Annotated in this window: 18 protein-coding genes; 5 read left to right on the forward strand and 13 right to left on the reverse strand. The window is 73.0% G+C overall.

What is annotated here, in order from left to right:
* Positions 1–797: 797 nt before the first annotated feature.
* The 13 genes from JWP64_RS13850 to JWP64_RS13910 all read right to left on the reverse strand — a co-directional run bounded on the left by JWP64_RS13850 (position 798) and on the right by JWP64_RS13910 (position 12863).
* On the reverse strand, positions 798–1391 hold the full coding sequence (locus JWP64_RS13850; RefSeq protein ID WP_297496459.1) for a DUF1707 domain-containing protein: 594 nt from the start codon (positions 1389–1391) through the stop codon (positions 798–800).
* A gap of 16 nt (positions 1392–1407) precedes the next feature.
* Complete coding sequence (locus tag JWP64_RS13855) at positions 1408–2088, reverse strand: uracil-DNA glycosylase (RefSeq protein ID WP_297496384.1); 681 nt, start codon at positions 2086–2088, stop codon at positions 1408–1410.
* Complete coding sequence (locus tag JWP64_RS13860) at positions 2088–2612, reverse strand: gamma carbonic anhydrase family protein (RefSeq protein WP_297496386.1); 525 nt, start codon at positions 2610–2612, stop codon at positions 2088–2090. The genes JWP64_RS13855 and JWP64_RS13860 overlap by 1 nt, the downstream gene beginning before the upstream one ends.
* A 112-nt stretch (positions 2613–2724) precedes the next feature.
* Positions 2725–3063: a monovalent cation/H(+) antiporter subunit G gene (mnhG, locus tag JWP64_RS13865; RefSeq protein WP_297496388.1), complete on the reverse strand. Its 339-nt coding sequence runs from the start codon at positions 3061–3063 to the stop codon at positions 2725–2727.
* A 25-nt stretch (positions 3064–3088) separates the two neighbouring features.
* The gene (locus JWP64_RS13870; protein ID WP_297496390.1) at positions 3089–3355 is read right to left on the reverse strand and encodes a monovalent cation/H+ antiporter complex subunit F; all 267 of its coding nucleotides are present in this window, start codon (positions 3353–3355) and stop codon (positions 3089–3091) included.
* Positions 3352–3891, reverse strand: a complete 540-nt coding sequence (locus JWP64_RS13875) for a Na+/H+ antiporter subunit E (protein WP_297496392.1) — start codon at positions 3889–3891, stop codon at positions 3352–3354. Before JWP64_RS13875 ends, JWP64_RS13870 begins: the two co-directional genes overlap by 4 nt.
* A complete protein-coding gene (locus JWP64_RS13880; protein ID WP_297496394.1) occupies positions 3888–5405 on the reverse strand; it encodes a Na+/H+ antiporter subunit D in 1518 nt (505 codons plus the stop codon). Before JWP64_RS13880 ends, JWP64_RS13875 begins: the two co-directional genes overlap by 4 nt.
* Positions 5402–5869: a Na(+)/H(+) antiporter subunit C gene (locus tag JWP64_RS13885; RefSeq protein ID WP_297496461.1), complete on the reverse strand. Its 468-nt coding sequence runs from the start codon at positions 5867–5869 to the stop codon at positions 5402–5404. Before JWP64_RS13885 ends, JWP64_RS13880 begins: the two co-directional genes overlap by 4 nt.
* Positions 5869–6414 carry an MnhB domain-containing protein gene (locus JWP64_RS13890; protein ID WP_297496396.1) on the reverse strand — a complete coding sequence of 182 codons (546 nt, stop codon included), beginning with the start codon at positions 6412–6414 and terminating at the stop codon, positions 5869–5871. The genes JWP64_RS13885 and JWP64_RS13890 overlap by 1 nt, the downstream gene beginning before the upstream one ends.
* Positions 6411–8786 (reverse strand): hydrogen gas-evolving membrane-bound hydrogenase subunit E, encoded by a 2376-nt coding sequence (gene mbhE / locus JWP64_RS13895; protein WP_297496398.1) that lies wholly within the window; start codon positions 8784–8786, stop codon positions 6411–6413. The genes JWP64_RS13890 and mbhE overlap by 4 nt, the downstream gene beginning before the upstream one ends.
* A 135-nt stretch (positions 8787–8921) precedes the next feature.
* Complete coding sequence (locus tag JWP64_RS13900) at positions 8922–9422, reverse strand: GNAT family N-acetyltransferase (protein ID WP_297496404.1); 501 nt, start codon at positions 9420–9422, stop codon at positions 8922–8924.
* Between the two features lie 4 nt (positions 9423–9426).
* The gene (locus JWP64_RS13905; protein ID WP_297496405.1) at positions 9427–10617 is read right to left on the reverse strand and encodes an MFS transporter; all 1191 of its coding nucleotides are present in this window, start codon (positions 10615–10617) and stop codon (positions 9427–9429) included.
* Positions 10618–10724: 107 nt separating this feature from the next.
* Positions 10725–12863 (reverse strand): malate synthase G, encoded by a 2139-nt coding sequence (locus JWP64_RS13910; RefSeq protein WP_297496407.1) that lies wholly within the window; start codon positions 12861–12863, stop codon positions 10725–10727.
* Between the two features lie 97 nt (positions 12864–12960).
* Between JWP64_RS13910 and JWP64_RS13915 the strand changes: the two genes are divergently transcribed.
* From JWP64_RS13915 to JWP64_RS13935, 5 genes are all read left to right on the forward strand, one after another.
* On the forward strand, positions 12961–13731 hold the full coding sequence (locus tag JWP64_RS13915; RefSeq protein WP_297496409.1) for an IclR family transcriptional regulator: 771 nt from the start codon (positions 12961–12963) through the stop codon (positions 13729–13731).
* 109 nt (positions 13732–13840) lie between these two features.
* On the forward strand, positions 13841–15295 hold the full coding sequence (locus JWP64_RS13920) for an FAD-linked oxidase C-terminal domain-containing protein (protein ID WP_297496411.1): 1455 nt from the start codon (positions 13841–13843) through the stop codon (positions 15293–15295).
* Positions 15292–16437, forward strand: coding sequence for an FAD-binding protein (locus tag JWP64_RS13925; protein ID WP_297496413.1), 1146 nt, complete (start codon positions 15292–15294; stop codon positions 16435–16437). Before JWP64_RS13920 ends, JWP64_RS13925 begins: the two co-directional genes overlap by 4 nt.
* Positions 16434–17828: a heterodisulfide reductase-related iron-sulfur binding cluster gene (locus JWP64_RS13930; protein WP_297496416.1), complete on the forward strand. Its 1395-nt coding sequence runs from the start codon at positions 16434–16436 to the stop codon at positions 17826–17828. Before JWP64_RS13925 ends, JWP64_RS13930 begins: the two co-directional genes overlap by 4 nt.
* Before the next feature lie 127 nt (positions 17829–17955).
* The gene (locus JWP64_RS13935) at positions 17956–19737 is read left to right on the forward strand and encodes an L-lactate permease (RefSeq protein WP_297496417.1); all 1782 of its coding nucleotides are present in this window, start codon (positions 17956–17958) and stop codon (positions 19735–19737) included.
* Positions 19738–19760: the final 23 nt, after the last annotated feature.

Raw genomic sequence — 19760 nt, forward strand, 5'->3', positions numbered from 1 at the left:
GGCAACAGGCCCGCGCCCGACACAAGATTCTGCTCGTCGCAGCTGACCGACACACCGCTGAGATTATGAGAAGCTCGCATCTACCAGGTGCCTTCCGGGCTCGGGAACGATTGGCGGCGACAACCACATCGTCCCTGCTCAGAGGGCACTTGGTCTTCCCGGCGCGCCGCGTCAACCCCACCCCAGCGGTGAATCCGGGCTTAGTGATCGCGCTCCGGTGCGCCTTGGACGCAAAGCGCAGAGAACGCGGCATCAACCCCGCGCATCGCCCGCCGCGGCCGCCCACGGCTCAGGGCCTTGGCAGCACGGCAGCCGACGCCGGCGTCGGCATCGCCGCCGGCCGGCTGCGTCTACTACCGGTGGTGCTGCCCGTGGTCCGGGATGGGCGCGTTCTCGATGCTCACCTGGATCCTCCCCGACGACGTCATCGTGCACCACCGGACGTGCTGCTCGACAGCCGCTTGAGCTCCGCCTGCCGGTGAGTTGCGTTGGCCGCCCATCGGCGCGACCACCGTCACCGGGTCCTCCGGCCAAAGGTGTAGATGGTGCGGAACAGCCGCAGGACGCGGTCGCCCCGCAACTGGGCGGCGTCGGATAGCCGTCGGCGACGGGGTCGGAGCCACGGAACAGGGACGTCGTCGCGACGTCGTCGAGCAGGTGTCGAGTCATGGCGTCGACGATGGGCGGCACCCCCGACCGAATGCGGAGAGCCGGGCGAGTCATCCACAGCCGAGCATGGAGCCACAACGCGGCCTGAGCGCCCGACTTTCCGCGTTGTGGCTCCGTGACGCGGAAAGTCAGGCGCCGAACCAGTCCTTCATGCCCTTGCGGGCCCCGCGGATGCTCAGGGTGCCCATGCCCGCGCTGCCGGTGACCGTCAGGTGCGGGCCCGAGCCGGACGGCGTGTGGGGCACCTTCGTCTTCACGGTCCCCCAGGACGTCTTGACGCCGTCGACGTCCGCCGAGGCCCCCTCCGGCAGCACCAGCGTGATCGAGCCCATCCCGGTGGACACGTCCACGTCGATCCGCCGGGGCAGGGTCCGCGCCCCGGTGAGGTCGAGGTGGATCGAGCCCATGCTCGTCGTGAGCCGCAGGCGGGACGGCACCGGCCAGTCCCCCGTGCGCTTGACCGAGCCCATCTCCGTGCTCAGGTGCACGAGCTCCCGCGCCGGCACGGGCACAGCGGCCTGCGGGAGGACGACGGCGGCGCCGGGCAGGTCCGCGAGCGGCGGCTCCAGCTCGGCGAAGGTCTTCGCGCCGTACACGATCCCGAGCCGCTCCTCGAGCTCGGAGAGCGTGATGCGGCCCTCGCTCATCGCGCGGTTGAGCTGCTGCGCGGCAGCCTCGCGGTCCGCGTCGGACACCCGCAGTCTGGCGTGATCGTCACCCATGCCCACGGGGGCGAGCCTAGGGCAGTTTCCAGTCCACCGGCTCGCCGCCGATCTCCTCGAGCAGGTCGTTGGCCCGGCTGAACGGGCGCGAGCCGAAGAAGCCGCGGTCCGCGGACATCGGGCTCGGGTGCGCGGACTCGATGATCGGGACGTCGACGAGCAGCGGCGCGAGGTTGCGCGCGTCGCGGCCCCACAGGATCGCCACCATCGGGTCCGCGTCCCGCTCGACCAGCGCGCGGATCGCCTGCTCGGTGACCGCCTCCCAGCCCTTGTCCCGGTGCGACCCCGGCGAGCCCGGCTCCACGGTCAGGCACCTGTTGAGCAGCAGGACACCCTGCTTCGTCCACGGCGTCAGGTCACCGTCGGACGGCAGCGGGTGGCCCAGGTCCTCCTGGTACTCGCGGAAGATGTTCATCAGCGAGCGCGGCAGGGGCCGGGTGTCCGCGGACACCGAGAACGACAGCCCGACGGCGTGCCCGGGCGTCGGGTACGGGTCCTGGCCGACGATCAGGACGCGCACCTCGTCGAAGGGCTGCTGGAAGGCGCGCAGCACGTTCGCCCCGGCGGGCAGGTAGCGGCGCCCGGCCGCCAGCTCGGCGCGCAGGAACTCACCCATCTCGGCGATGACGGGGGCGACGGGTTCCAGTGCGCGTGCCCACCCCGCCTCGACGACCTCGGAGAGCGGCTTGGCGGCCATCAGACGTCCAGCCTGCGCAGCTCGGCGCGGAACCGCTTCCCGCGCTGGACGTAGGAGTCCACGGCGTACTGGAACCGTCCCTCCGGCACCTCGTAGCCCTCGCGGATCTTGGCCGGGATCCCCAGCGCCATCCGCCGCGCCGGCACGTGGGCGTTCGGCGAGACGACCGCACCCGCGGCCACGATCGCGCCCTCGTCGATCCGCGACCCGTTGAGCACCACCGAGCCGGACGAGATGAGCACGCCGTCCGCGATCGTGGCGGCCTCGATGTGCACGTTGTGCCCCACCGTGCAGTCGGCGCCGATGATCGTCGGCTGGCGCAGGGTGGTGTGGATGATCGAGCCGTCCTGGATGCTGGTCCGGGCCCCGACCTCGATGTAGCCGTCGTCCCCGCGGAGCACCGCCGTCGGCCAGACCGAGGCCTCCGCCCCGAGCCTCACGTTCCCGATGACGACCGCGTCCGGGTGGACGTAGGCCTCGGGATGGATATCCGGTTCGACGTCGCCGAGCGCGTAGATGGCCACGCTCCGAGCGTACGGCGGTGGCTCCGCCCACCGGCCCGGGGGCTCCGCGCGCGGTGCGGTCGTTCCGCGCGCGTCCGGCCACGCGCAGGACGACCCGAACCCGCGTGGAGGGTCAGCCGGCGTCCCGGTCCATACGGCCGGCGAGCTCGTCGACGACCAGGTTCTCCCGGTCCAGTGTTCCCGTCCGGTAGGCCGAGCGGGCCACGATCTGCGAGATCACCGGGGCCGTGACCACCTGGAACCCGATGACGAGCACGAGGGTCGCCGCGTTCTCGAACTCCAGCCGCACCGCGGTGCCGACCAGGATCAGCACGAGGCCGAGGGTCTGTGGCTTGGTCGCCGCCTGGAGCCGGGCGGGCAGGTCCGGGAGCCGGACGAGCCCGAGCGCCCCCAGCAGACAGGACAGCGCGCCGACCAGCAGCAGGACGGCGCAGACGACGTCACGGATCACGAGGCCGCCTCCGGGGGGAGAAGGGTCACCGGTGCCGCTCCCAGCGCTCGACGAGCCGGGCCGCGGTCGCGGACCCGACGAACCCGACCAGCGCGACGGCGGCCAGCAGCGGGATGTTCGACCCGTCCCGGTAGATCGCGACGTACACCGCCGCGGCGCACACGATCAGGATCACGAACACGTCGAGCGCGGCGACCCGGTCCAGCGTGCTGCTCCCCCGGAGCAGCCGGTAGAGCGTGAGCACGGCGGCGACGCTGAGCATCACCAGGACGATCGTGAACACGAGGGTCACGACCCCACCTCCTCGCAGTCCCGCAGCTCCCCGGGGCTCCCGAACGCCCCGATCACCTTGCGCTGCAACGACAGCACCTGCCTCCGGACCCGATCGGCGTCGTCCGGCCCCCGGAGGCCGAGCGCGTAGACGTACCAGCGGGCCTCGCCCGCGTCGAAGCCCCGGCGGTCGATCTGCAGCACGAAGCTCCCCGGTGCCAGGGACAGCGCCCCGGCGATCAGCGTGATCACCCGGTCCGAGCGGGTCAGCAGCGGCACCGCGACGATCCCGGCCCGGGCCCGCGGCCCGTACCGCAGCGTCTCCCAGGCGACCTGCGCCCCGGACACCACGAGGTCCATCACCAGGAACCCGAGGAGCCGGAGCAACCGCCAGGGCCGCACCGGCAGCCGCGGGAGCAGCGGCAACGGGAACAGCGCCGTCACCACGACCGCCACGAGCAGGCCGCCGACCACGATCTTCACCGAGACCGTGCCCCACAGGAGGACGTGGACGACGGTCAGCCACAGGACCTGCGGCCAGCGCCGGAGGACGTTCACCGCAGCACCGCCGTGACGTAGGGCAACCGGTCCGTCAGGTCGACACCCGCCCGGCCCGCCACCGACGAGAGGGGCCCCGCGGCCGCAGCGATCGCGAGGCTGACGGCGACGAGCCCGGCTGTCGCCGCGTACATCGGACGTGACGTCGCCGCCGTGCCGACCACGAGCTCGTCCGCCGGGTCGGCGTCGGGCAGCGGCTCCTTCTCGGTCCCCCAGAACACCCGGATCCACACCCGGACCATGGCGTAGAGCGTCAGCAGGCTGGCGACGATGACCACGCCCGCCACCAGCGCCGTCGAGAGCCCGGCCGCGGCGCCGGCCTGCAACAGCGCCAGCTTCGCCACGAACCCGGACGTCGGCGGGATGCCGGCGAGGGTGAGCGCCGGGACCGCGAAGAGGACCGCCAGGAACGGTGCCCGCTGCGCGAGGCCGCCCATCTGGTCGATCGCGACGGTGCCGGTCCGGCGCGTGATCAACCCGCTGACCAGGAACAACGTGGCCTGCACGGTGATGTGGTGGACGACGTAGAGCGCCGTCCCGGCGACGCCCGCGGCGTCGAACACGGCCAGCCCGAAGAGCATGAACCCGATGTGGCTGACCAGCAGGAAGGACAGCAGGCGGTTGAGGTCGTTCTGCGCGAGCGCGCCCAGCGCCCCGACGAGCATGGTCAGCGCGGCGAGCACCAGGAGCAGGGCCGAGGGTCGGTCCTGCGGGAAGACCAGCGTCTGGGTGCGCAGCAGCGCGTAGATGCCGACCTTGGTCAGCAGGCCCGCGAACAGGGCCGTGACCGGTGCGGGGGCGTTCGGGTAGCTGTCCGGGAGCCAGAAGTGCAGCGGCACCATCGCGGCCTTGATCCCGAAGGTCACGATGGTCATGCACGCCAGCAGCGTCTGCAGGCCCGGCGGCAGGACGGCCACCCGCGCGGAGAGGTCCGCGAGGTTCACGGTCCCCGTCGCCGCGTAGACCAGCGCGATCGTCGTGAGGAAGAGCAGCGACGACGTCAGGCTGATGATCACGTACGTCATGCCCGACCGGATCCGGGACGCGTTGGTACGCCGGGTGATCAGCACGTACGACGCGGCCAGCATGATCTCGAACGCGACGAACAGGCTGAACAGGTCCCCGGTCAGGTACGCGAGCGAGACGCCCGTGGAGAGCAGCAGGAAGATCGGGTGGAACGTGGTGCTGGCGGTGTCCCGGCCGTAGTCGGTGATCCGTTGGTCGATCGCGTAGACGAGCACCGCGAGCGTCACCAGCGTGGAGATCAGCAGCAGCAGCGCGGACAACCGGTCCGCGACCAGCACGATCCCCACCGGCGCGGGCCAGCCACCGAGCTCGGCGACGATCGGGCCGCTCCGGTCCGCCACCACCAGCAGGACCGCGGCGACGGCGGACACCACGGCCAGCACCGCGATGCCGATCAGCCGCTGGAGCCGGGCGGAACGGGAGCCGATGACGGTCAGGGCCGCCCCGAGGATCGGGAGCAGGACCGGCAGCGTGACGAGGGTGGTCATCGTCTGCCCCCGGTCGCCGCGGGCTCGCTGGACGCCGCCGCGGAGCCCGGGTCCTCGTCGTCGTCGGTGCCCGTGTCCGCGGTGTCGTCGGACATGGAGCCCTCCGGGCGCTCGCGCTCGGCGATCCGGCGGTCCTCGACGTCGTCCTGCACCTCGTCGTGGCCGACCAGCACCCACGAGCGGTAGCCCAGCGCCAGCAGGTAGGTCGTCATCGCGAAGGTGATGACGATGGCCGTCAGGGCCAGGGCCTGCGGCAACGGGTCCGCGAACAGCTCCGGCGGCGCCGTGCCGAGCACCGGGGCGCGGGCGGGCGGGCCTCCCACGAGCTGCAGCAGCAGGTTCGCACCGTGGCCGAGGACCACGATCCCGATCAGGATCCGCATCAGCGACCGCTGCAGCAGCAGGTAGAACCCGACCGAGTAGAGGACGGCGAGCACGATCGTCATGCCCAGGTTGAGGGTGATCACGGCCGGGACTCCCGGGCGTCCCGCTCGATGCCGCTGCCGAGGGACCGCAGCAGGTCGAGCACCACCCCGATGATCAGCAGGTAGACCCCGACGTCGAGGACCAGGCTGCTGACGAGGTCGACGTGGCCGAGGACCGGGACGTCGGCCGAGTACTTCGCGCTCGCCAGCACCGGCCTGCCGAACGCGACCGGCGCGAACGCGGCGATCACCGCGAGCAGCAGGCCGAGGCCGACCAGCAACGGCGGGCGCAGGTTCAGCCGGGTGCCGATCTCGGCCCCCTCCGCGCCGCCGCCCGCGATGTAGCGCAGCACGAACGCCAGGCCCGCGACCAGGCCGCCCGCGAATCCGCCGCCGGGCGCGTAGTGGCCCACGACGAGCAGATACACCGAGAACACCAGGACCGTCGGGAAGAGCAGCCGGGCCGCCATCTCCAGCAGCAGCGTGCGGTTGGTGCGGACGGGGCACTCCCCGGGCAGCATCCACTCGCCCTCGGGCTCGTCCCAGTGGTTCCAGGTGAGCGGTGTCTGCTCCTGCTGGGTCATCCGAGAATCTCCTCCTCGTGCTCCGGTGAGCCCGCGCCGCTGCGCACCCCGTCCCGACGTCGGCGGTCGAAGCGGGTGGCCAGCACGAGGCTGGCCGTGCCCGCGGCGGCGATCAGCAGCACGGTGATCTCCCCGACCGTGTCCAGCGCCCGGAAGTCCACGAGGATCGCGGCGATCACGTTGTCCGCGCCGGTCTCCGGGGCGAGCGCGATGAAGTCCCCGCTGGCCGACGGCGGTTCCTGCCGCGCCCCGCTCAGCACGACGCCCGCGATCGCGACGAAGACGCCGGCCGCGCTCGCGATGACCGCCTTGCGCGCCTGCACCGAGCGGTTCGGCCGAGGGGCGCGCGGGTTGTCGAAGTGGGCGGGCAGCCGGCGCAGGACGAAGACGAACGCGACCATCGTCAGCGTCTCCACCAGGAACTGCGCGAGGGCGAGATCCGGCGCCCCGTCGACCACGAACAGCCCGCCGATCGCGTACCCGACGGCCCCGACCAGCAGCACCGCGGTGAACCTGCGCCGGACCCGCAGCAGCGCCAGCGACGCGACCACGACGATCAGCCCGAGCGGGATCTGCATCAGCGCCCCGATCCACGGCTGGTCCCGCGGCCACTCCCCGCCGAGGACCAGCGCGGTCCCCGGCACGGCGAGCACCGTCAGCAGGAGGACGGCGAGGTAGACGGGCAGCGACCCCGCCTGCACCCGGCCCGTGACGAGCACCGCGAGGCGTTCCAGTCCGCCGACCACCAGCTCGTAGCCGCGCTGGGCGCTCAGCGGGGTGTGCAGCGCGCGGTGCACGGCCCGGACCCTGGCGCGCTGCCGGTGCAGCAGCGCGCCGCCGGCCAGCGCGAGCACCGAGAACAGCAGCGGCAGCGACAGCCCGTGCCAGAGCGCGAGGTGGTAGCCGCTCTCGACGGCGTCCGCGGCCGGATAGGCCGCCGCATAGCGCTGGGCGAGGGCGTCCGTGACGGCCGGGACGCAGCCCAGGACCAGGCCGGCCAGCGCCGAGATCCAGGTGGGCGCCATGAGCCCGGCGGCGGGCCGGGCCGCGTCGACGACGTCGACGCCGGGTTTGGTCGCGAACGCGCCCCACAGGAACCGGACGCTGTAGGCCACCGTGAACACCGACCCGACGAGCAGCCCGAGGCCCACCAGCCAGCCGCGCACCCCGCCCGGGTGCAGGAACGCCTCGAACGCGGCCTCCTTGCCGAGGAAGCCGAGCAGCAGCGGGATCCCCGCCATCGAGGCCGCGGCCAGCACGGACGCGACGACGAGCGCGGGCTGCGCGCGGCCGAGCCCGGACAGCTTCCCGACGTCCCGGGTGCCGGTGATCTTGTCCACGATCCCGACCACCATGAACAGCGGCGCCTTGAACAGCCCGTGGGCCAGCAGCATCGTCAGCGCGGCGACCTCGGCGATCCGCCCGCCCGCGCCGAACAGGACCATCAGGAACCCGAGCTGGCTGACGGTGCCGAAGGCCAGCAGCCGTTTCAGGTCCGTCTCCTGCTGCGCGCGCCAGCCGCCGATCAGCATCGTGACGAGGCCGAGGACGACGATCGGGACCCACCAGCCGGGACGGCCCGCGAACCCCGGGGACAGCCGCGCGACGAGCACGACGCCCGCCTTCACCATGGACGCCGCGTGCAGGTACGCGCTGACGGGCGTGGGCGCGGCCATCGCGGCCGGCAACCAGGGGTGGAACGGGAACTGGGCGGACTTCGTCAGGGCGCCGAGCAGGATCAGCACGAGCGCCGCGGTGACGAGGCCTCCGGGCGGCGGATCGGCGACGATCTCGGAGATCCGGTAGGTGCCCGCGGCCTCGCCGAGGAACACGATCCCGAGCAGCATCGAGAGCCCGCCGAACACCGTGACGAGCAGCGCCTGGACCGCCGCCCGCCGGTTCGCGCGGTGTACCCCGCCCTGCCCGACCAGCAGGAACGACGCGATCGACGTCAGCTCCCAGAAGACGTAGAGGGTGAGCAGGTCGTCCGCGAGGACCAGGCCGAGCATTACCCCGGCGAACGCCAGGAGCAGGGCCGCGTTGCGTGGGGCGTCCCGGCTGTCCTTCCCGAAGTACCAGGCGCTGTAGACCAGGATCAGCGCCCCGAGCCCGCTGACCAGCACGATCATGACGAGACCCAGCGCGTCCAGCCGGAAGGACGGCTCGAGGTGCAGCGCGGGCGCCCACGAGACCGTCTCGCTCAGCCCGGTGCTCAGCGCCGCGCGGAGGTTGGCCAGCCCCCAGACCAGCGTGGCGGCGGGCAGGATCGCGGCCACGCCGAACGCCGCCCGCCGGCTGCGCCTCGAGACGAGCGGCAGCACGGCGGCCAGCACCAGGTGGGCGAGGACGAGCGCGAGCAACGGCAACTCCATGGCTCTGACCGCGGGGTCCCGTGCAACGTGCGCGAAGGTGAAGCGGCCCGGCTCGGGGACGGTCGGGTCGACGGTGATCCCGGGCGTGGCCCGGAGTCGCCGTCACCCTACCGGCGTGACGGCCGTCGCCGCCCGTCACACCAGGGTCGTTCCCCTCACGGGCTTGGTGAAACACAGGCTGTCCGGCTCGAACCGGTAGATCCCGAAACGCTCCATCGGCACGTAGCCGGAGCTCGCGTAGAGCCCGACGGCCTCCGGCTGCTTGGTCCCGGTCTCCAGGATCATCCGGGTGCGCGCGGCCTCCGCGGCGGTGCGTTCGAGCTCGGCGAGGACCGCTCGGGCGTGGCCCTCGCCGCGCGCCTCCGGGACGACGTACATGCGTTTGATCTCGGCGTCCCCGTCCCGGATGGACGGGTCGTCCGGCCCGACGGCGTTGCGCCGGCGCCAGCCTCCGCAGGCGACCGTCTGTCCGTCGACCCGGCCGAGCAGGAAGTAGCCGAAGGGCGGTGCGAACTGCTCGGGCCGCAGCGGCGTGTCGTCCCCGCCGCCGTAGCGCTCGGCGTAGAACGCCTGGATCTGCGCGATCAACCGGAGCGCCTCGGGATGGTCGTACGGCGCGTGGGTCGTCACGAGCACCGCGCTACACCTCGGCGGAGGCGCGGCGCCCACCGCGGACGACGACGGCCAGGCAGCCGACCGCGACCACGGCGACGGCCACCAGCAGCACCGGGTAGGACGCGACGCCGACGAGCGCGGCCAGCACCACCGGGAACAGGAAGCCGACATAGGTCAGCGAGTAGTAGACGGCGGTGAGCCCGGCGAGCTGCCCGGGCTCCGCGATCCGCTGGACCTCCAGCAGGCCCGAGACCAGCGAGATCCCGAAGCCGGCGCCGAGGACCACCGCCGCCGCGACGGCCACGACCAGCGACCCGGTGGCGGCGGTGACCGCGGCGACCAGGGTGCCCGCCACGATGAGGACGAGGCCGAGCCGGGCGCCCGCGGTGCGGGAATGGCGCTCCAGGCGCCGGGCCCAGGACTGGATGCCGACGTTCGCCGAGAGGGTCACCGCGGTCAGCGCCGTCGCGAAGATCAGGCCGAACCCGGCGGTCCGCGCCGCGCCGAGGGCGGCCGGCTGGATCGCGAACGAGATCGCGGGCGCGCCGAACACCCAGGGTGCGGCGGGCAGCACCAGCCGCCGGAACCGCGGATGGGCGACGGCGGGCACGCGCAGGTCCGCGCGCCACGAGCGGCCCGGCGCGCCGGGGAGCCACGTCTCCGGCGTCCTGAGCAGCGAGAACACCACCGGGACCGTCAGCGCGACGTGCACGACGTAGGGCAGTTCCATCGGCCACGGCGCCCACTGGGCGAGGCTCCCCCCGATCGCCGCCCCGATGCCGAACCCGGCGGACAGCGCGAGCGCGGCGCGTCGGGCGCCGGAGCCCTCGTCCGCCTCGGCATCGTGCGGCGGCTGGCTGAGCTCCTTCACCCACGTCGTCCCGACCGCCATCGCGACGCCCGTGACGGCGCCGAACAGGAACCGCCCGGTGTAGAGCAGGGCCTGGGAGAAGGCCCCGAGCGCGAGGACCGCGCTGGCCGGGATCGAGGCGACGACGGCGGGCAGCAGCACCCGGCGCCGGCCCCAGCGGTCCGAGAGCGGGCCGCCGAGCAGCAGCCCGGGGGCGAGCCCGGCGACGTACACGCCGAAGAACGCCGCGACGACGAGCGCGGAGTAGTGCCCCCGCTCGCGGTACATGACCATCAAGGGGCTGAACTGGTTCGCGCCGTACCCGATCACGAACAGCACCGCGGCGACCCGCGCCCACGGCCTCATGTGCACTCCGTTCTTCCGCGAGTCGGCGGTCCCGGTAGACCGAAACGCACATCCCGGTGGTCCGGGATGTGCGTTTCGCGCGACGGGAAGTGCCGACTCGCGGGGGATTACGCCTTGGCCTTCTGGCGCCAGCTGGTGAGGACGCGCTCGGTGTAGCCGTTCGGCTCGGTGCGGCCGGTGAAGACGAGCTCCAGGGCGGCCTGGAAGGACTCGCTGCCGTCGAGGTCCTTGCTCATGGGCGGGTAGCCCGGCTCGTTCGCGTTCTGCTCGTCGACCAGGGCCGCCATGCGGGCGAAGGTGTCCCGCACGGTCTGCTCGTCGACCAGGCCGTGGTGCAGCCAGTTCGCGAGGAGCTGGCTGGAGATCCGCAGGGTCGCGCGGTCCTCCATCAGCCCGACGCCCTCGAGGTCCGGGACGGTCGAGCAGCCGATGCCCAGCCCGACCCAGCGGACGACGTAGCCGAGGATCGACTGCGCGTTCGTCTCCAGCTCGTGGGTCTTCACCTCGTCGGTGACGGGCTCCTCCTGCAGTGGGAGCACCAGCAGGTCCCGGCGGTCCCTCAGCGGCCGCTCCGCCAGCTCCTCCTGGACGGCGTGGACGTCCGTGCGCAGGTAGTGCAGCGCGTGCAGCGTGGCCGCGGTCGGCGACGGGACCCAGGCGCAGTTGGCGCCCTGCTTCGGCTGGGCGCCCTTCTGCTCGAGCATCTCCGCCATCGCGGCCGGCTTGGCCCACATGCCCTTGCCGATCTGCGCCTTGTGCGAGAACCCGGCCCGCAGCGCGACGTCGACGTTGCGGTCCTCGTAGGCGGTCAGCCAGGTCGACGTCTTCATCTCGCCCTTGGGCACGACCGGCCCGGCGACGAAGCAGGTGTGGATCTCGTCACCGGTGCGGTCCAGGAAGCCGGTGTTGACGAAGATGACCCGCTCGGCGGCCTCGGCGATGGACGCACCGAGGTTCACGCTGGTGCGCTTCTCCTCGTCCATGATGCCGATCTTGAGGGTTTTCGCGGGCAGCCCGAGGGCCTCCTCGACGGCGGCGAACAGCTCGACGGTCAGCCGCACCTCGTCCGGCCCGTGCTGCTTGGGCTTGACGACGTAGACGCTGCCCGTGCGGGAGTTCGACCACGCGCCCTTGCCGGACAGGTCGTACTGCGCGGCCGCCGCGACGACCAGCGCGTCGAGCACGCCCTCGGCGACCTCGGTGCCGCCGGCGGTCCGGACGGCGTTGGTGGTCATGTGGTGCCCGACGGTGCGGGCGAGCAGCAGCGAGCGGCCGGGCAGGGTGAGTTCCCCGCCGTCGGCGCCGATGTACTCGCGGTCCCCGTTGACCCGGCGGGTCACGGTCTCCCCGCCCTTCTGGAACTCCGAGACCAGCTCGCCGGTCATCAGGCCGAGCCAGGTGCGGTAGGCCAGCGCCTTGTCCTCGCCGTCGACGGTCGCGACCGAGTCCTCGAGGTCCACGATCGTGGTGACGGCGGACTCGAGCACGACGTCCGCCACGTCGGCGTGGTGCTGCCGGCCGACGCGGTGGCCGGGGTCGATGGTCAGCTCGGCGTGCAACCCGTTGCGCTGCAGCAGGACCGCGCCCTTGCCGTCCGCGTCCAGCTCCCGGAACCCGGCGAACTGAGAGGGGTCGGCGAGCCGGGCGCCGCCGGGCTCGACGGTCAGGCCGTCCGCGGAGGCCCGGTAGGCGGCGACGTCGGCATGGCTGCCCTGGGCGAGCGGGAAGAGCTCGTCGAGCAGCTCGTCCGCGGCCGCGATGACCTGGGCGCCGCGCTTCTCGTCGTAGCCCTTGGCGAGCTCGTGGTCCAGCGGGAGCGCGTCGGTGCCGTAGAAGGCGTCGTAGAGCGAGCCCCACCGGGCGTTGGCCGCGTTGAGCGCGTAGCGCGGGACGGTCGACGGGACCACCAGCTGCGGGCCCGGGACCTCGGCGATCTCCGGGTCGACGTTCTCCACCGAGATGGTGGTCGAGGTGTCGTCCGGGAGCAGGTAGCCGATCTCGGTCAGGAAGGCCTCGTAGGCCTCCCGGCTGCCGGCGCCGTTCGCCTCGTGCCAGGTGTCGATCTGCTGCTGCAGCTCGTCCCGGCGGGCGAGCAGCTCCGCGATCCGCGGGGCGAAGCGCTCCTGGAGTCCGGCCAGCGCGGTCCAGAACTGCTCGGGGCTCAGATCCAGGCCCGCGAGCAGGTCGGCTTCCACGAACTCCCGCAGCTGCGGGTCGACCTGAAGTCCACCGGTCGGCTCGGCCATCGCCGTCCACTCCCTCTCACTCGCGTCTGTGTCGGCTTCTTTTCTACCACGCGGACTACGATTTCCACATCACGGAATATGGGCTACAGTCACCGGCGTGACCGAGTCCCTCCCCGAGGTACCCCGCGCCGGCGGCGTCCAGTCGCTCGCGCGCGCCTTCGAGCTGCTGGAGACCCTGGCCGACGCCGGTGGCGAAGCCGGGCTGTCCGAGCTCGCGGACCGCACGGGACTCGCACCGGCCACCATCCACCGGCTCGTCCGCACGCTCGTCGGCCTCGGCTACCTGCGCCAGCTCCCGTCGCGCCGCTACACGCTCGGCCCCCGGCTCGTCGGGCTCGGCGAGACGGCGGCCCGTCAGTTCGGCCGCTGGGCCACCCCGGTGCTCGACGAGCTGGTCGCCGCGGCCGGCGAGACGGCGAACCTCGCGGTGCTCGACGGCGACCGCGCCGTCTACGTCGCCCAGGTCCCGTCCCGGCATTCGATGCGGATGTTCACCGAGATCGGCCGCCGGGTCCCGCTGCACTGCACCGGGGTCGGGAAGGCCCTGCTCTCGGCGCTGCCGGCGGGCGAGTCCGCCGCGATCGTGGAGCGCACCGGGCTCCCGGCCGTCACGCCGACGACGATCACCGACCCCGGGGTCCTCGCCGCGGAGCTCACCGTCGCGCGGGGCCGGGGGTACGTGCTGGACGAGGGCGAGCAGGAGACGGGCGTGCGCTGCGTCGCAGCCCCGGTCACCGGCCCGCACGGCTCCGCCGCCGTCTCGGTCTCGGGTCCGGTCTCCCGGATGGACGACGCGACCGTCGCCCGGATCGCCCCGCTGGTCGTCGCGGCGGGCCGACGGCTCGGCTCGCTGCTGGCCTCCGCGTGACGGGCCGGGTGAACGGGCGGCCGGCCCGTCCCCGTCCGCCCGGGCGCCGGCCGCCGATCCGGACGTACGCTCCGCACACCTTTCCGCCAGCGTCGACAGGAGGAGACCGATGAGCCTGGATCCGCGAGCCCACGCCGCGTTCGCCGCGGCGGTCGGGGCCGAGAACATCGTCGACGACCCGGTGAGGCGACGCGCCTACGAGTGCGACGGGCTCACCGGGTACCGCGTCGTGCCGGACATGGTGCTGCTCCCCCGCACCGCCGAGGAGGTCGCGGCGAGCGTCCGGGTGTGCCACGAGCACGGCATCCCGTTCGTCGCCCGCGGCGCCGGGACCGGGCTCTCCGGCGGGGCGCTCCCGGTCGCGGACGGGGTCGTGATCTCGCTGGCCCGGCTGAAGCGGGTGCTGGAGGTCGATCCGGAGAACCGGCGCGCGGTCGTCGAGCCGGGCGTGACCAACCTGGAGATCACCGGCGCGGCGGCGTCACACGGGCTGTACTACGCACCCGACCCGTCGAGCCAGCAGGTCTGCACGATCGGCGGGAACGTCGCGGAGAACTCCGGCGGCGCCCACTGCCTGAAGTACGGCTTCACCACCAACCACGTGCTGTCCGTCGAGGTCGTGCTGCCCGACGGCACGCTGGTCACCCTCGGTGGGGACAGCCCCGAACAGCAGGGCCCGGACCTGCGCGGGGTGTTCCTCGGTTCCGAGGGCACGCTCGGCATCACCACGAAGATCGTCGTCCGGCTGCTGCGCACCCCGGAGACGGTCCGGACGCTGCTCGCGGACTTCCCGTCCGTCGGGGAGGCGGGGGACGTCGTCAGCGACATCGTCGCCGCCGGGATCGTGCCCGCCGCCGTCGAGATGATGGACACGCTCGCGATCGAGGCCGCCGAGGAGGCCGTGCACGCGGGTTACACCCTCGGCACACCCGCGGCGCTGGTCGTCGAGCTGGACGGACCGGTCGAGGAGTGCGACGACCAGTTCGAGCAGGTCAAGGTCATCTGTGACAAGCACGGCTGCACCCGGCTGCACATCGCCGGCTCCCCGGAGGAGCGCGCCGCGATCTGGCGGGGCCGCAAGGCCGCGTTCGCCGCGGTCGGCCGGATCTCGCCGGACTACTTCGTCCAGGACGGCGTGGTCCCCCGCACCCGGCTCGCCGAGGTCCTGGGCCGGATCGCCGACATGGGCTCCGAGGCGGGCATCCGGGTCGCGAACGTCTTCCACGCCGGCGACGGGAACCTGCACCCGCTGGTCCTCTACAGCGCCGCCGCGGGTGAGACCGAGCGCGCGGAGAAGCTGTCCGGGCAGATCGCCGAACTGTGCGTCGAGCTGGGCGGATCGCTGTCCGGCGAGCACGGGATCGGCACGGACAAGGCGTGTTCCATGCCCAAGATGTTCAGCGAGGACGACCTCGCCGTCATGCAGCGGGTCCGCACCGCGTTCGACGCGGACGGCATCTGCAACCCCGGCAAGGTGCTGCCCACCCCGCGACTGTGCGGCGAGCGCCCCGGCAAGTACAGCCCGCACCCGCTGGAGGAGTCAGGAGTGATCGAGCGGCTATGACATCCACCGAACACGGCGCAGCCCCCACCACACTCAGGCCGGAGAACCTGCACGAGGCCCGGGACGCGGTCCTCGACACCCCCGGATCGCTGGGGATCACCGGCGCCGGCACCGCCGCCGACTGGGCGGGCCGGCTCCGGGACGTCGACGCCGTTCTGGACCTCTCCGGGCTGCACGGGATCATCGCGCACAACCCCGGGGACATGACGGTCTCGGTGCACGCCGGGACCCCGCTGCGGGACCTGCAGGCCGAGCTCGCGGAGCACGGCCAGCACGTCTCGCTCGACGCCGCGCGGATCGCCGACGGGGCGACCGTCGGCGGGCTCGTCGCGACCGCCGACGCCGGCCCGTCCGCGCTGGTCCATGGCGGGATGCGCGACCTCGTGATCGGGACGACGACCCTGCTCGCGGACGGCACGGTCGCCCGCAGCGGCGGGCACGTGATCAAGAACGTCGCGGGCTACGACCTCGCGAAGCTGATGCACGGCTCGTACGGGACGCTCGGCGCGCTCGTCGAGGTCGTCCTGCGGCTGCACCCGACGCCGAAGGCGACCGGCACCGTCGCGCTGGCCTGCCCGCTGGCCGAGGCCGCGGGGCACGCCTCCCGCGTGCTGGAGAGCCCGCTCGAGCCGACCGCGCTGGAGTGGATCTCGGGTGAGAGGTCGACGTCGGAGCAGGGTCGGCTGCTGGTGCGGATCGAGAGCACCGAGGCGGCCCTGCCCGCCCGCATGGAGCGCGTGGCCGCGCTGCTCGGTGCGGGAGCCGAGACGACGTCCGACGACGTGTGGGACGTCCACGTCTCGCTCGTGCGCGGCTCCGGCGACGGCGCCGTCCTGCGGATCGGCGCCCGGCCCTCCCGGCTTCCCGGGCTGCTGGCCGGGCTGCCGTGCACGACGGTCACCGCGGGCCTGGGAACGGGCGTCGCCACCGTCACCGTGCCCGGCACCGCCGTCGCGGAGGCGCACGAGGCCGTGCACGCGGTGGGCGGTACCTCCGTGCTCCGCCGCCGGCCCGCCGGGCTCGACGCCCCCGCCTGGGGCCCGCCGCCCTCCGCCCTTGCCGTGCTGAACGCGGTCAAGGCCCAGTTCGACCCGGACGGCCGCTTCGGTCCGGGCCGCTTCGACCCGTGGGAGATCCCGTGACCACACCCGCCGGCTCCGCAGAGACCAACATCCCGCAGGCCGGGCCTAGTGCGTTCGACCCGCACCGGCCGCCGGAGCGTGAGCTCCTCGACGACTGCGTGCACTGCGGCTTCTGCCTGCCCACCTGTCCGACCTACCAGCTCTGGGGCGAGGAGATGGACTCCCCGCGCGGCCGGATCCTGCTGATGGACCTGGCGGCGAAGGGCGAGATCCCCCTCGAGGGGCCGTTCACCGAGCACATCGACCGGTGCCTCGGCTGCATGGCGTGCGTGACGGCCTGCCCGTCCGGCGTCCAGTACGACAAGCTGCTGGAGTCCGTACGCCCGCAGATCGAGCGGAACGTGGAACGGGAGCGCGGGGACCAGCTCTTCCGGAACGCGATCTTCGCCCTCTTCCCCTACAAGCGACGGCTGAAGGCGGCCGCGCTGCCCGGTGCGCTCTACCAGAGGCTCCGGACCGTCCCGGCGGTCAGGAAGCTGGCCGACAAGGCGATCGGACGGCTCGCCACAGGAGGATTCTCGCGGCTCGCCGCGATGGAGTCCCTGCTCCCGCCCGTCACGGTCCGGGAGGCGTTCGCGACGCTGCCCGTGCACACCGCCGCGATCGGCGAGCGCCGCGGCCGGGTCGCCCTGCTCTCCGGGTGCGTGCAGGACGTGTTCTTCCACCGGGTCAACGAGGCGACCGTGCGGGTGCTCTCCGCCGAGGGCTACGACGTGGAGGTCCCCAAGGACCAGCAGTGCTGCGGCGCGCTGGAACTGCACTCGGGACGCGAGGAGTCCGCGCTGGGCCGGGCGAGGAGGACCATCGCGCGGTTCGAGCGCCTCGACGTGGACACGATCGTCACCAACGTCGCGGGCTGCGGCTCGTCGATGAAGGACTACGGCCACCTGATGTCCGACGACCCGGAGTGGGCCGAGCGGGCGAAGGCGTTCAGCGCGCGGGTGAAGGACGTGCACGAGGTCCTGGCGGCGCTCGAACCACGTGCCCCGCGCTCGCCCGTCGGAAACATGGACGCTTCGCGTGGGCTCCGGGTCGCCTATCACGACGCCTGCCACCTCGGGCACGCGCAGAAGGTCCGCGCCGAGCCGCGCGCGGTGCTCCGCAGCATCCCGGAGCTCGATCTCGTCGACATCCCCGAGGCGGACCTCTGCTGCGGCTCGGCCGGGATCTACAACATGATCATGCCCGAGGCGGCGGACGACCTCGGGAAGCGCAAGGCGGACAACGTGCGGTCCGTGCGGCCGGACGTCATCGTGACGGCGAACCCGGGCTGCCTGCTGCAGATCGGCAAGCACCTGGCGTCGGGCCCCGGGGAGGGCCCGCTCCCGCTGCTGCATCCCGTGCAGCTGCTGGACGCCAGCATCCGGAACGTGCCGGTACCGAGGACCTGAGCCCAGGATCTCGGCGCCGGCCACCCGGCGCCGAGATCCTGCCGCTTGCGGCCTCCACCGGACCGGCTGACCCATTCGGCCCAGTTCACGCTGCCGGGCCTGGCGATTCGTCGCAGACTCCCGGTTCATGACACTCGGGACAGCGACGTCCGGACCGATCCTCGCCGCTTACCAACAGGACCCACGCGCCGTCGGCGGCTCGCTCGCCTGGTCCGCGCTGCTGGCGGTGATCCCGCTGGCCGTGGTGCTGCTGCTCCTGGGGGTGCTGCGGGTCCGGGCGCACTGGGCCGCGCTCGCCGGCCTCGCGGCATCGCTGATCGTCGCGATCGCGGGCTTCGGGATGCCTTTCGGGATGTCGCTGTCCGCCGCGGCGCACGGCGCGTTCTTCGGGCTCTTCCCGATCCTCTGGATCGTGGTCAACGCCCTGTGGGTGTTCAACATGACCGTCGCGACCGGGCACTTCGACGTCCTGCGGCGCAGCTTCGGCGCGTTCTCCTCGGACCAGCGGACACAGGCGATCCTGGTCGCGTTCTGCTTCGGCGCGCTGCTGGAGGCACTCGCCGGGTTCGGCGCCCCGGTCGCGATCACGTCGGTGATGCTGATGGCGCTGGGCTTCAAGCCGCTACGCGCCGCGATCCTCGCGCTGGTCGCCAACACCGCACCCGTCGCGTTCGGGGCGATGGGCGTCCCGGTGATCACCCTCGCGTCGGTCACGGGGCTCCCGCTGGACCAGGTCGCGTCGGTGGTCGGCCGCCAGACCCCGGTGCTGGCCCTGTTCGTGCCGCTGGTCCTGGTGTTCATCGTCGACGGCCGGCGCGGCGTTCGCGAGGCGTGGGTGCCCGCGGTCGCGGCGGGCGTCGTGTTCGCGATCGCGCAGTTCGTCACGTCGAACTTCATCTCGGTGGCGCTCACGGACATCGTGGCGTCGCTGCTCGCCGCGATCGCGGTGGTGCTCCTCTCGCGGGCCCGCCCGGACGCGGTGTGGGCGGCCCGCGACGCCCGTGGCGCGACCGGCGGCCGCGGCACCGACGGACTCGAGGCCGCCGGCGAGGCGGCGGGAAGGCCGGGCGGTCCGTCGAGGCCCGTGCCGACGACCACCGGGGCCGCCACTACCGGGGCCGCCGCGTCCGAGCCCGCCCCGGGCGGCCCGACCACGACCCTCGCGGACACCCCCGCCGAGATCCGCCGCGCCTACGCGCCGTACGTGATCATCGTCGCCGTCTTCGCGCTCGCGCAGCTGCCCGGGATCAAGCCCGCAATCGACTCGCTGAAGCTCGCGTTCCGCTGGCCCGGGCTGGACGTCGTCGGCACCAACGGGAGGCCGCACAGCACCACGATGTACTCGCTGACGTGGCTCTCCACCGCCGGGACCCTGATGCTGATCTCCGGCGTGATCGTCGCGGCGGTGCTCGGGGTCGGCGCCGGGAAGGCCCTCGCCACCTGGGCCCGGACCGTCTCCGAGCTCAAGTGGGCGATCCTCACCGTCGCCGCGGTGCTCGCGCTCGCCTACGTGATGAACGCGTCCGCGCAGACCGCCGCGATCGGGTTGCTGATCGCCGGCGCCGGTGGGGCGCTCGCGTTCCTGTCCCCGCTGCTCGGCTGGTTCGGCGTCGCCGTCACCGGCTCGGACACGTCCGCGAACGCGCTGTTCGGGGCGTTGCAGGTGACCGCGGCGAACCAGGCGGGGCTGCCCCCCGAGCTGCTCGCGGGAGCGAACTCGTCCGGCGGGGTGCTCGGCAAGATGCTCTCGCCGCAGAACCTCACGATCGCGGCCGTCGCGGTGAAGCTCGACGGCCAGGAGGGCCTCCTGCTGCGCAAGATCATCGGCTGGAGCCTGGGGATGCTGCTGGTCCTCGCGGTACTGATCTACCTGCAGTCGACCCCGGTCCTGGGCTGGATGCTGCCCTGACGGCTCCGCTCCCCGAATCCACG

The sequence above is a fragment of the Pseudonocardia sp. genome, assembly GCF_025465255.1.
Lineage (GTDB): Bacteria > Actinomycetota > Actinomycetes > Mycobacteriales > Pseudonocardiaceae > Pseudonocardia.